This is a genomic window from Roseovarius sp. W115 (genome assembly GCF_032842945.2).
Lineage (GTDB): Bacteria > Pseudomonadota > Alphaproteobacteria > Rhodobacterales > Rhodobacteraceae > Roseovarius > Roseovarius rhodophyticola.
Window position 1 is genome coordinate 1,761,522 of the sequence record NZ_CP146606.1, and the last position, 12,389, is coordinate 1,773,910.

Genomic DNA, 12,389 nt, shown 5'->3' on the forward strand with positions numbered 1-12,389 from the left:
GCAAAAGAACGGGTTTGGAGGCAGGGAATGGGCTTTCCCGGAACATGGATGACGGAAAGCGAGAGCGTGGTTTACCGCGTTGTGCCGAAATGCGCCTGCTCGACCATCGGTCAGATCATGTACTACTCCGACCATGGTGCCTTTTTTGATGGCGACATTCACGATGCTGTGGATGGGTTGCACAAATGGGCGCGTGAAGACAGCCAGCCCTTGATCAAGGCCAATGTGCGCACGCACACGTCTTATGCTTTTACCTGTGTGCGGAACCCCTACACCCGCATCCTGAGTTCGTTTTTCGACAAGATTTGCGGCATTCAGCGCAATGGAAAACGCTATCGCGGCAAGCTGGTGCCGCTGCTCATTCAAAAATACGGCATTGATGTTGGCGGTGAGGATGGCAAGCGGGAGTTTGACCAGATCAAGAGCTTCCGGCGTTTCCTGCTCTTTGCGCGGGATACCATTCGGTGGAAGCGTCCGATGGATCCAGACATCCATTGGTCGTCAATGTCAGGACATGTCTCGACCTTCATTGTGAATGGCGGGACCTATGACAAGATCTTCTGGACCGAGCAATTCAATGATGGGATGGGCGAGGTTCTCAAAGAAATCAAAACGCCAAAGAAAATTGATCTGAAGAAAATTCCGCGTTTCAATGAAAGCGAAGGGCATGGTCCCAAGCGCGCGCATCCGGTGGAAGATTATTTCGATGATTTGTCGATGCACCTGATCAAGGAAATCTATCACCGGGACTTTGAACTCTTCAAATATGACTTCGACAATCCGGGCAACAAGATGCCGATTGGCGAAATTGATTTGGCCGAGGTTCACGCGAAACTGGGGGAGTAGGCAGGGAGCACTCAATTCTTTTTAGTTGTTTTCGGTACTTGATTGGTGCTGAGTAAACGAAGGATGAATTGAGCCTTCGGACCAACAGAATTGAACCCAGACCAAGCCAGATTTGATTCTTTGATCAAAGAAGCAGAGTTGCTGCGCACTGAAGCGTTGCAATGCATCGGTAATGTGCGACGGTTGACTGGGTTTGTTACATCCGTCGCGGGAGCCGGTATTCCCTTGCTGGCAGCTCTATTGAACATAGGACCAACATCAGACGTCAAAATTTCCACGCTTTCTGAACTGAACACTCAGATCATAGAGAACGCCATTATCGTTCAGATGGTGATGGTGAGTATTTCTATAACCTGTGTGTGTTTTCTGATGATTTATACAGGAGTTTTCACCCAAATCTTTGTGATTGCAAAATACTTCCGAGAGTATCTGAGCATCGAGATCAATAAGATCGTCACACAACCCGATGACGGGATTACGCCCGTTTTTCATTGGGAAGATTGGTTGCAAAAGTCTCGCAAACATTCCGGTTTCAAAGTTGGTGACATTGAGCTTGCTATTGAACCGCTGATGATGACCGCCTTTAGTGTTATTTATGCGGGGCTGGCGTGCTATGTGTCCTACATCAGCACAAACGCTTGGATTACGTATTCCATCAGCGGAGTGGTTGGCTTTTTGTGCCTCGCGTCATTGGTAAAATTCTTTAGAACGCTATCTGGATCTTTGGTCGTTTCAGAAGCTGTTGCAGATCCGGAAACTGAAAAAGAAACAGTCGAGGAAAAATCAGAAGAAACTTAGGCTTGGTTTTTCGTGAAGTGAAGAATTCCTGTCCCTGTCCACATTAGAAAGGACGGGTTTGAAATTCGAAGGTCGAAGCCGGCATCCGCCATATCCAAGAGAAGTTTGCGTACTTTGTCGGGTGTGGCGTAGTTGCAATGAATCTCCATTGAAATCGAACTAACTCTGGAAAGATACGGCAGGTTGGCGCCCGAAAAGACGTCGAATTCTCCGCCTTCAATATCACATTTTACGAAGTTGAGCCTTTCAATTTGATGGGCTTCGAACAGCGTCTTGAATGTAATGTTCTCCACGGTTTCTGATGTCTTGCTCGGGCCTTTGAACAGCGTCGACGACATGCCGTTGTTCACGTCGTGAAAGTTAAGCGTGCTTTTACCATCCTGAGATGCCGCGCATGCATGTATGGTTGACATATTGTCCAACGCGTTGAGCTTGATGTTCTTTTGTAAGCGCTGAAAATTCTGCGTTGAAGCCTCGATGGCGATCACGTGTTCTGCCGTTTGCGCCGCATAGATTGAAAACGCGCCGATGTTTGCTCCGATATCGAGGACGACGCCAGTGTGGTTTTCGCCGTACTCGTGATTTTGCCAGACTTCATCTATAACAAAGCTGTCGGATGTTCCGCGGCGCACCTCAAAGCGTGAGCCTTTTTTCGCAATTTGATAGAGTTCTGGTTTTTTGCGGTCCTGTTTGACGAATTGCTTGTGCAGGAAGTAAAGCAAGATGCGAAAGCACATCCACCTGAGCTGCCAAAAACCGGGGAAACCGAACCCGTTCAGCTGTCGAACAAGAGCTTTCAAGCCATCTTTATCAGACTGAGAGTATTGCGTTTGCAATTGGAGACCTGAGACAGAGGTTCACGATGCGAGTGTTTATACAGTCAGTCCTTTGAAACTGAAACAATATCAGCAAGAGTTCGCGTGTACGATCCGCGCTACACCAAGCCGTGATCTTTGAAAGCTTGCATTACATCCGATTCCGGTCGCGCGCCGTAGTGGCCTATGACCTCTGCTGCTGCTACACAACCCATGCGGCCTGCAATCTCCAGTGAAACACCTGTTGCCAGGCCGTAGATGAAACCCGCTGCGAACTGATCGCCTGCACCGGTTGTATCTATCGGGGGCACTTCATGCACAGGAACAGTGATTGTGTCGTCGCCTTCGACAATCACAACATCATGGCCTGAGCGGGTGCAGACGATGAGTTTACTTTCCGAGGCTGCCGCCTCCAGTGCCGCGCCCAGATCGTCTGTCTCATAAAGCGACCGCCATTCGTGTTCGTTGCCGATGACGACATCAAGTTCTCGGGCGATTTTGCGGAAATCGGCGCGATGGCGGTCAACGCAGAATGGATCGGAAAGGGTGATCCCGGCCTTGCCGCCAGCTTTCCGACAGGTCCGTGCAGCGCTGAGCAGGGCTTCTTTGCCTTTGTCCTTGTCGTAGAGGTAGCCTTCGAGAAAGAGCAGCTGCGTAGCTGCAGCTACGGCATGGTCCACGTCATCGGTGCTGAGTTCTGTAGAGATGCCCAGGTAAGTGTTCATCGACCGTTCGCCGTCTGGTGAGACGAAGATCATTGAGCGTGAGGTTGGTAACTCGCCATTGGTTACGGGGTCGTTGATAAATGCCGTGCCGCTCTCTTTCATTCCTGCGATATAGTCTCGCCCAGCCTCATCATCGCTAACGCGTCCGATAAAGGCAGTATCAAGACCCAAAGCTCCGATTCCCGCGATGGTATTGGCGACAGACCCGCCTGCCATTTGCGTGCGGTTTTCCATGTTGTCATAGAGAAACGCGCAGCGATCTTCATCAATGAGCTGCATCACGCCCTTTTCGATGTCCATGCGGCTTAGGAAACTATCGTCAGCTTGGCTAATGATATCGACGACGGCATTGCCGATGCCAACAACGTGGTACTTTGTCATAGAGTTTTGTCCTCGAATGGGCAGAGATCGCGAATAAGGCACGCACCGCATTTGGGCTTGCGCGCAACACAGATGTAGCGGCCATGCAGGATAAGCCAGTGATGGGCGTGCAGTTGGAAATCAGCGGGGATGTGGTCTTCGATTGCGCGTTCAACGGCATCGACATCTTTGCCGGGGGCGATGCCGGTTCGATTGCCAACGCGGAATATATGCGTGTCGACGGCCTGAGCCGGATGGCGCCACCACATGTTGAGCACCACATTTGCGGTCTTGCGCCCGACACCGGGCAAAGATTGCAGAGCGGCCCGGGAATTGGGCACCTCGCCGCCATATTCCTCGACCAAAATGCGCGAGAGTTTCATCACGTTTTTGGCCTTATTGCGGTAAAGGCCAATGGTCTTGATATGCTCGATCAATTGCTCTTCGCCAAGATCGAGCATTTTTTGCGGGGTGTCGGCTTTTTTAAAGAGCGCCTTGGTGGCTTTGTTCACTCCTGCATCCGTTGCTTGCGCCGAAAGGGCGACCGCCACGACAAGCGTGTAGGCGTTGACATGGTGCAGCTCGCCTTTGGGCGCATCCTCGGCGTCGCGAAAGCGGGTGAAGATTTCGCGGATGGTGTGGTAGTCGAGTTGCTTGGCCATAACCGCCTTTTGCCGGAAGGCCGAGGAGGGAGCAAGAGTGCGTCAACACTATTGAAACCGGAGCCTGTCATTGTGCGCCAGGTTTTAAGTGGTGTGAGTTATGGCGACGTACGAGTTCTACATCTACAACACCAGTGCGGTGGGATATAATTCCGGCACTGGACGTTTTGATTTTAGTTCCAGCTATACCGCGGATAGTGGTCGTTATCGTGTTGTTGTGACCGATGATGATGCCACAGCGCATGCAACTGGAGATTCGAACCAAACGGCCGATGTTTATGACACCGCCGGAAACATAGTCACCAGTGGGGCAATGGAACTGCCTGGCTACGCCGAGCTTTCTGGACCGGGTGGATACATCTATTTGGATCGGCTTGAGGTGGGCGGCATGCATGTGGGGTATGCCTCAAGCGAGCACCTTACACCGGGCGGTAGCTATCCGGTCACAGACTCATATCAAGTTGATATTGCGTATTCCTATTTCGAAGGAAACTCGATCCCTTGTTTCACCCAAGGAGTAAAAATCGAAACTGAACTGGGCGCTCTGGACGTTGCCGACATTGCCGCTGGAACCCGGGTGCAAACGCTTGACCATGGATTGCAAGAGGTCCTTTGCCATTTTATAACGCCGGTTTCTTTGGCGCGTCTGGTGACGTCTCCCAAGCTGTGGCCAGTAGTGGTTTCCGATAAAACAACAGGTTGCAAGGATTTGTGGGTATCGAGAGACCACCGGATTCTTGTGCGTGATCCCCTGATTGGCTTGTGCTTTGGATATGAAGAAATGCTTGCTCCGGCGGCCGAATTTGGGCGCTCCAGACTAAACCCGGAGCGATGGCCGGGTGGAATTCAGTACCACCATCTTCTGTTTGAAACACATCAGATTATACGAGCTAACGGTCAATGGGTTGAGAGCTTTTTCCCCGGTAGAGAAGCGATCCAACGTTTGTCGTACAAGGACCTCATGCAGGCGGAAGAAGCTTTGGGCGATGCGCTCTACAAAATGAAAACGGCCCGTCCCTGCCTAAGTGTGAGAGAGGTGCGCGCGTATCTGAAAATCAGAAAATCGCTTCGCATGAAACGCAAATCACCACCACAGTTGCGCAATATTCGGGTCGCAGGGGACATGCGCATAGCCTAAATTCGGATCATCTAGCCTACGAGGTCCGCTATGAATGTTCCTGCACACGATGGATATCATTTTAACGTCATGCGCCGCGCCATTGACCTTATCGATGACGCAGATCCAAAGCTTTCGCTGAATGAGCTGGCTGAAAAAATGAACATGAGCCCGGCGCATTTTCAGAGGCTTTTCACTCAATGGGTGGGTGTTTCTCCGAAGCGATATCAGCAGTATCTTGCGCTGGGACAGGCAAAAGACATGTTGGCTGAGCGGTTCACCACACTCGATACGGCGCATGAATTGGGCCTTTCCGGCACTGGTCGGCTATATGATCTTTTCCTGCGTTGGGAAGCGATGAGCCCAGGTGAATTCGCGCGCAAGGGTGAGGGGCTCACGATCTATTGGGGGTGGTTCGACAGCCCCTTTGGTTTGTCGCTTGTGATGGGGACTGAGAAAGGCATCTGCGGGATTGGCTTTGCCAGTGAATCTGGTGAGGACGCTGCCATGGAAGATCTTTTATCCCGCTGGCCCAAAGCAAACTTTGTGGAAGATCCGATGATGCTTCGACCTTGGGTTCTGACCGCCTATGGTGCAGGGGACCAGGCGGTGGAAAAGACACCTCTCTACATGATCGGTGCGCCGTTTCAGATCAAGGTTTGGGAAGCTCTGCTGCAGATTCCATCAGGGCACGTCACCACTTACTCGGAGATTGCAGAGGCGATCGGTCATCCCAAAGCCGTGCGTGCCGTTGGCACTGCGGTTGGTCGTAACCCTGTGAGTTTTCTCATCCCATGCCATCGCGCGCTTCGTAAGTCCGGTGGTTTGGGTGGGTATCACTGGGGCCTTCCGGTCAAACGCGCCATCCTGGCTTGGGAAAGTGCACGGGCCGACGCCTGATCCTAGATTTGAGCAGGCCACAATACGGGAATCAATGTGGCGACCAGAAGAGTGGCCATTACGATGTTGAACACCCGAAGGCGTGTCGGGCTATTGAGGAACCGGCGCATTTGTTGACCGAGGGTGGTCCAGCTTGTTGTACTTACAGTGGACATTGCAACATAGGCGCCCGACACCCACAAGATCGCCTGTAGATCCCGGCTTGTCGCGTAGAGAGTGATGGCGGACAACGCCATGCTCCATGCCTTGGGATTGACCCACTGAAACGCTGCAGCTTGTAAAAAGGTGAGCGGGCTGCCCTTGGATTGCGCGTTTTCGGGTGGGGCTGCATTGGCAATCTTCCATGCCAAATAGAGCAGATATATGACACTGAGGCCCTTAAGGATCGTGTAGCTTGGCTCCCACATGTCAAAAATTTGCATGATGCCAAGGCCCACAAGAAAAATCATTGATGGAAAGCCAAGGCCGATACCCAACATATGTGGTACCGTCCGGCGGAAGCCAAAGTTTGCACCTGAAGCCATCAGCATCAGGTTGTTTGGGCCCGGTGTGATGACCGTAATGAAGGCAAAGCCGACCAGCGCAAGGAAGAGTTCCGGTGTCATTGCGCAATGATATGCACGCCAGAGTGCATAAAGATTGCTTTGTATCGTGCATTTTAAAATTTTTTGCAATATTAAGTGACTATGGATCAGATAAATGAACAAATATTGCACGAACTTCAAAAGGACGGCCGTCTCACCAATCTGGAGCTTGCCGATCGTGTTGGGCTATCGCCGTCGGCTTGCTTGCGGCGGGTCCAGGATCTGGAGAAAAGGGACGTTATTGTAGGGTATCGTGCCAAGCTTGATCGCGCCAAAACCGGGATTGGGTTTGTGGCCTACACAACAGTTGGCCTGAATTCACACACCAAGGACAGTCAGCAGGCGTTTGAACGTGCCATGTCCATCGCGCCGGAAGTTGTCGAGTGTCACAATATCACCGGATCTGTTGAATACTTGTTGCGAATCGAGGTGGCAGACCTGCCTGCCTACAAGGCGTTTCATACCGATGTGATCGGGACCTTGCCGCAGGTGAATGCAATTACGTCTTATGTGGTGATGGGATCGCCCAAGGACATGCGAGCCTGAGCCGATTGATACAAAAGAAAACACCCGATCCTGAGATCGGGCGTTTGGGATTGGTTTCGACTAGACCCGGCCTTTCCAGGGCACGAGCCAGTTTTCGAGGGCGCGTACGCCGACGTCGATCAGGAACCCGATGATGCCAATCAGGATGATCCCCACGAGCACGATGTCGGTCAGCTGAAACTTGGATGCGACCACGATCATCTTGCCAAGCCCAACTTCGGCAGCCACGAGTTCAGCGGCCACAACCGTGCCCCAGCAGACCCCCATGGCAACCCGCGCCCCAGTGAAGATTTCCGGTAGCGAGTTTGGTACGATGACCCGACTGAGAATTTGCCACTTGGACGCGCCAAGGGAATAAGCCGCGTGAACCTTCGAAATGGCGACACCGGACACACCGGACCTTGCGGCGATGATCATGATCCACAAGGCGGCCAGGAAGAGCAGGATGACCTTGGACAGCTCTCCAATCCCGAACCAGATGATCATCAGCGGGATCAAGGCCAGAGGTGGCACGGGGCGCATGAATTCAACGATCGGGTCAAACCAGCCGCGCGACCAATTGGTCAGGCCCATGGCATAACCGATGGGAATGCCAATCAGTGCACCGAACAGAAAGCCCAAAAGCACGCGTTGCAGAGAGTACCGTGTGTGTTCCCAGAGTGTGAACCCCTGATACCCCTCTTGGTTCAGGCGGATGAACCGTTCCAGCACAACTTCGGGCGCCGGCAAGTAGAGCCGGGCCATGCGCAGGCCTGTTTTGGGCTCGAAGGTTGGCGTGCCCTTGTCGGTCAGACCAATCGTGCCTTCTGCAATGGTGATCTTTTGTCCCGGTTCGACAGGTTGTCCATTCAGATGTGTGATCTTTGATCCATCGCTTTTCGACACGTCGTCATTGTTCCAGACTGGAATCACCTTGAACCCGTAGCGCGCCACAGTGAGCGAGTCGTTCTTGGCAAAACCATCCCCTGGTTCAACTTCGGGAGCGGGCGGTTCTCGTCCGGGATTGCCATCTTCGTCGAGCGTTTGCTGTATATCCTCACGGAACACACGTATCGTGACTTCGGCGTCGTCAGTTGCGCCGTCAGGTAGTGTGGCTGTGTAGGTGAAGGTCACGTCTCCATCGAACGGTCCGGGCAGCTTCGGCAGCGGAATTGCGGAGTTCGTGAAGGCGACCCACAGGAAGAAGACAGTTATGACCGAAAGGAACGAGGCTATTCGGTTGGCTTTCACAGCACTTTCGTCGCCGAAGGTTACAGTCTTGAGTTTGTTGAACCCTTCGCGGGCAAAGTAACGTTGAAGCAGTCTGGACAGGATCAGGTAACTGCCAAAGAAGGCGCCCACATAGAGCGCAAGTACGAGAATACCGGTCATGCGCTTTCCTCCGCCCGGCCCATGATCTCTTCTTCCATGTTCCAGATCATTTCGAGAATTTCTTCACGGGTTGTGTTGTAGTCTTTGTGTTTCTTAACATCCCGAAGGTCGTTGCCTACGCCGAGATCGGCAAAGGGCAGACGGTATTCTTTGTGAACACGCCCTGGACGTGGCGCCATGACAAGCAGGCGCTCCCCGAGAAGAAGGGCTTCTTCCACGGAGTGCGTTATCAGGATGATGGTCTTGCCCGTGTCCTTCCAAAGATCGAGCACGAGGCTTTGCATTTTTTCGCGCGTCAGAGCGTCAAGCGCGCCAAGCGGTTCGTCCATCAGGATCACGTCGGGATCGTTTGCCAGACAGCGGGCGAGCGCCACACGCTGTTGCATGCCCCCGGAAAGTTCGTAGACGGCCTTTTCCTTAAAGTCCTGAAGTCCCACGATATCGAGCAGATGCTCAACGTTTTCGGCACTCTCCTTGCGGCTCATGCCTTTCATGTCCGGACCGAAACTCACGTTGTCACGAACGTTCATCCATTCAAATAAGGCACCTTGCTGGAACACCATTCCGCGTTCGGGGTGTGGCCCGGTGACTTCATGACCGTTCAACATAATCTTGCCTTCGGTCGGTGCGAGAAATCCCGCCACGATGTTCAGCAGGGTTGTCTTCCCGCAACCAGATGGACCAAGAACGCTCATCAACTCGCCCGACTTAATGTCGAGCGTCACATTTTTCAGCGCCTGTACATGTCCACCATTTGGCAGGTCAAAGCGCATTGAGATGTCATCTATGAATAGACCGTCCACAAGTGTCCCCTTTTTGGCAGGTCGTTTGGCGCTTGGATGCGCCGTAAAGAAAGACGGGCGCACAAGGCGCCCGCCTTTTGAGCTTCGTAAGTTACTGACCCAGCGGGCCGGTGTTTACGTTATCGGCATAAGATGCTTTGGCCGCGTCAATAGAGCCCGCTTCCACGAAGACGTCTGCAACGCCCTTCATGAATTCCTGAGCGCCACCGCCGAGCCATTTCTCGGACATCTGATCGTCTACAGTAGGGAAGACGAAGGTGCTGATAGTGGCCATTGTGTCTTCTTCGGACATACCCGCATCTTTTGCGATCACGGGCAGCATTTTGGCGTGGTTGGCCTCATCGGCCCACATCGCATTTGCGTCTGCCGTCACATCAAGAAATTTGGCAACCATGTCGCTGTTCTCAGCTACAAAAGACGTTGGTGCGGATGTTACGTCGAAGACGAGAATCCCCAACTCTTCTTTTTCGGCGCCGGTCAAAAGCACGTTGCCGCTTTCTTTCATGCGACGCAGTGCGCCACCCCAGCCACATGCCATGTCAACAGCGCCTTGTGCCAGCGCTGCCTGACCTTCGGCAGGTGCCATGTCGACAACATTCAGGCTATCGAGGGCCACGCCAAAGTGGCTCATCTGCTTGAGGAAGCCATAGTGCGCAGCTGTGCCGAGCGGAACAGCGACTTTCTTGCCAGCAAGCTCTGCGGCGCTTTCCTTGTCGATTTCGAGGCCTGAGGACACAACGCAGTTGTCGTTGTTCGAGTAGGACACGGCCACGTCGATGATTTGCAGGTCCTGACCGGCTGATGTTGCGACTACGAAGGGCGGTACACCTTGGCTGACAGAGATCTGGACGTCGCCCGATGCCATGGCCGCGCTCATGGCGGTCCCTGTATCGAAGCTCACCCAGTTGACCTTGGCGCCGAGTGCTTCGTCATACATGCCTTGTTCTTTGGCAAACTGGAACGGCATTGGCCATTCTAGGAAATAGCCCACGGTGATTTCGTCCGCAGCCTGCGCTGCGCCTGCCATAACGGCCAGACCGGCCACGGCACCCATGAGTGTTGACTTGCGTGTCATGTGAAGATTTCTCCCTATATTCTTCGGTCATTGTTTTGTTGTGCGCCTGCCCATGACCTTGAAGCAGACACAAAAATCCTGCGCCACTCCTGTGGGAGTGGCAACAGACGCGCCGACATCCCATCCGAATTTACGATTCCGTTCAATGGTTTTGTGACATTTCAAACCAATGTTTTGCACATCCGAAACTGAACTTTCGAAATTCTTCCGCCAAACCTTTTGAAAATAAATGTTTTTCAAGGGCGAGTTGTAGGGGTTTCATTTGAATTGGCTGTAATCAAAGCTCCCAACTGGCCCTATTTTAGAGGCGGGATTCAATGCTGATACTGGGCAGAGTTTTTGAAATGGCAATCACCTGTGCCCGTCCCGTTGACGGGCTTTACTTGATGGAGCTTCTCATGGATGGCAACCAGCTGAATGATATTGAAAAAATCGTCGATGCCGATCGCGCACATGTGTGGCATCACCTGATCCAGCACAAACCGTTTGAAACCGGTGCTCCACGGATCATCGTGGAAGGTAAGGGCATGCGGGTTTGGGACCAGCATGGCAAAGAGCATCTGGATGCAGTGTCCGGTGGTGTTTGGACCGTTAACGTAGGCTATGGCCGCGAGCGGATCGCCAATGCGGTACGCGACCAGTTGATCAAGTTAAACTACTTCGCTGGTACGGCTGGCTCGATCCCGGGCGCGCAATTTTCCGAACGTTTGATTTCGAAAATGCCTGGCATGAGCCGCGTGTACTACGTGAACTCAGGGTCAGAGGCGAACGAAAAAGCGTTCAAGATGGTGCGTCAGATCTCGCACAAGCGTTACGGCGGCAAAAAGCACAAGATCCTTTATCGTGATCGCGATTACCACGGCTCGACCCTGGCGACGATGTCAGCCGGTGGTCAAGATGAGCGCAATGCGCAGTATGGCCCCTTTGCGCCGGGCTTTGTGCGGGTTCCGCACTGCCTTGAGTATCGCGCGCAATGGGATCTGTCGGGTGAGGAATACGGCATCGCGGCGGCTAATGCGATTGAAGAAGTCATCCTGGCAGAAGGTCCGGATACTGTCGGAGCACTTTGCCTTGAGCCAGTGACAGCGGGCGGCGGGGTAATAACGCCCCCAGAAGGTTACTGGCCACGTGTGCAAGAGATCTGCCGCAAGTATGACATCCTTCTGCATATCGACGAAGTGGTTTGCGGTGTGGGACGTACGGGCACCTGGTTTGGCTACCAGCATTATGGCGTTGAGCCGGATTTCGTCACCATGGCCAAAGGTGTGGCCTCGGGTTATGCGGCTATTGCATGCTGCGTGACCAATGAGCGTGTCTTTGAGATGTTCAAAGAGAATGTTGAGGATCCGCTGGACTACTTCCGTGATATCTCGACTTTTGGTGGCTGTACTGCGGGCCCTGCAGCGGCTCTTGAAAACATGGCGATCATCGAGGAGGAGAACCTTCTGGAGAACACGGCCCAGATGGGCGATTACATGTTTGATCAACTCAGCGCGCTTGCCGACAAACATGCTGTGATTGGCCATGTGCGTGGCAAGGGTCTATTCCTTGGCGCAGAGCTTGTGGCGGACCGTGACAGCCGTGATCCTGTAGACGAAAAGCAGGCTCAGGCGGTGGTTGCCGACTGTATGCAGCAAGGTGTCATCATTGGGGTGACCAATCGGTCGATCCCGGGGTTCAACAATACGCTTTGCTTCTCACCTGCGTTGATCTCAACCAAGGACGATATCGACGAGATTGTCTCGGCTGTGGATAACGCGCTGGGCAAGGTCTTCGGCTAAGCTTCA

General features: G+C 53.0%; 13 protein-coding genes. 6 read left to right on the plus strand and 7 right to left on the minus strand.

The annotated features are described in order from the left end of the window. Window positions 1–27 precede the first annotated feature (27 nt). Window positions 28–846 carry a sulfotransferase family protein gene (locus tag RZS32_RS08895; RefSeq protein ID WP_317056634.1) on the plus strand — a complete coding sequence of 273 codons (819 nt, stop codon included), beginning with the start codon at window positions 28–30 and terminating at the stop codon, window positions 844–846. A gap of 120 nt (window positions 847–966) precedes the next feature. Next, entirely contained in the window at window positions 967–1,644 is a 678-nt protein-coding gene (locus RZS32_RS08900; RefSeq protein ID WP_317056635.1) for a hypothetical protein, read from the plus strand. On the opposite strand, the gene RZS32_RS08905 is transcribed toward RZS32_RS08900, so the two are convergent. The 3 genes from RZS32_RS08905 to nth form a co-directional block, all read right to left on the minus strand. Beyond that, window positions 1,641–2,480, minus strand: coding sequence for an FkbM family methyltransferase (locus tag RZS32_RS08905; protein WP_339106897.1), 840 nt, complete (start codon window positions 2,478–2,480; stop codon window positions 1,641–1,643). The two genes, RZS32_RS08900 and RZS32_RS08905, sit on opposite strands and share 4 nt — an antisense overlap. Window positions 2,481–2,578: 98 nt before the next feature. After that, window positions 2,579–3,565 (minus strand): adenosine kinase, encoded by a 987-nt coding sequence (locus RZS32_RS08910; RefSeq protein WP_317056637.1) that lies wholly within the window; start codon window positions 3,563–3,565, stop codon window positions 2,579–2,581. Further along, window positions 3,562–4,206 (minus strand): endonuclease III, encoded by a 645-nt coding sequence (gene nth, locus RZS32_RS08915; RefSeq protein ID WP_317056638.1) that lies wholly within the window; start codon window positions 4,204–4,206, stop codon window positions 3,562–3,564. The genes RZS32_RS08910 and nth overlap by 4 nt, the downstream gene beginning before the upstream one ends. A gap of 100 nt (window positions 4,207–4,306) precedes the next feature. On the opposite strand from nth, the gene RZS32_RS08920 reads away from it, so the two are divergent. After that, window positions 4,307–5,344 carry a Hint domain-containing protein gene (locus RZS32_RS08920; protein ID WP_317056639.1) on the plus strand — a complete coding sequence of 346 codons (1,038 nt, stop codon included), beginning with the start codon at window positions 4,307–4,309 and terminating at the stop codon, window positions 5,342–5,344. A 30-nt stretch (window positions 5,345–5,374) separates the two neighbouring features. Continuing rightward, a complete protein-coding gene (locus tag RZS32_RS08925; protein WP_317056640.1) occupies window positions 5,375–6,223 on the plus strand; it encodes a bifunctional helix-turn-helix domain-containing protein/methylated-DNA--[protein]-cysteine S-methyltransferase in 849 nt (282 codons plus the stop codon). Between the two features lie 2 nt (window positions 6,224–6,225). Here the strand turns inward: RZS32_RS08925 and RZS32_RS08930 are convergent, their stop codons facing one another. Then, window positions 6,226–6,828, minus strand: coding sequence for a LysE family translocator (locus tag RZS32_RS08930; RefSeq protein ID WP_317057879.1), 603 nt, complete (start codon window positions 6,826–6,828; stop codon window positions 6,226–6,228). A gap of 81 nt (window positions 6,829–6,909) precedes the next feature. Here RZS32_RS08930 and RZS32_RS08935 point away from each other — a divergent pair, with 81 nt between their 5' ends. Then, window positions 6,910–7,353: an Lrp/AsnC family transcriptional regulator gene (locus tag RZS32_RS08935; RefSeq protein WP_317056641.1), complete on the plus strand. Its 444-nt coding sequence runs from the start codon at window positions 6,910–6,912 to the stop codon at window positions 7,351–7,353. Window positions 7,354–7,413: 60 nt separating this feature from the next. On the opposite strand, the gene RZS32_RS08940 is transcribed toward RZS32_RS08935, so the two are convergent. From RZS32_RS08940 to RZS32_RS08950, 3 genes are all read right to left on the minus strand, one after another. After that, complete coding sequence (locus RZS32_RS08940) at window positions 7,414–8,715, minus strand: ABC transporter permease subunit (protein WP_422395965.1); 1,302 nt, start codon at window positions 8,713–8,715, stop codon at window positions 7,414–7,416. Between the two features lie 5 nt (window positions 8,716–8,720). Continuing rightward, window positions 8,721–9,527 carry an ABC transporter ATP-binding protein gene (locus RZS32_RS08945; RefSeq protein WP_317056643.1) on the minus strand — a complete coding sequence of 269 codons (807 nt, stop codon included), beginning with the start codon at window positions 9,525–9,527 and terminating at the stop codon, window positions 8,721–8,723. Between the two features lie 91 nt (window positions 9,528–9,618). After that, window positions 9,619–10,602 (minus strand): ABC transporter substrate-binding protein, encoded by a 984-nt coding sequence (locus RZS32_RS08950; protein WP_317056644.1) that lies wholly within the window; start codon window positions 10,600–10,602, stop codon window positions 9,619–9,621. A 398-nt stretch (window positions 10,603–11,000) separates the two neighbouring features. Between RZS32_RS08950 and RZS32_RS08955 the strand changes: the two genes are divergently transcribed. Beyond that, a complete protein-coding gene (locus RZS32_RS08955; RefSeq protein ID WP_317057880.1) occupies window positions 11,001–12,383 on the plus strand; it encodes an aspartate aminotransferase family protein in 1,383 nt (460 codons plus the stop codon). Window positions 12,384–12,389 lie beyond the last annotated feature (6 nt).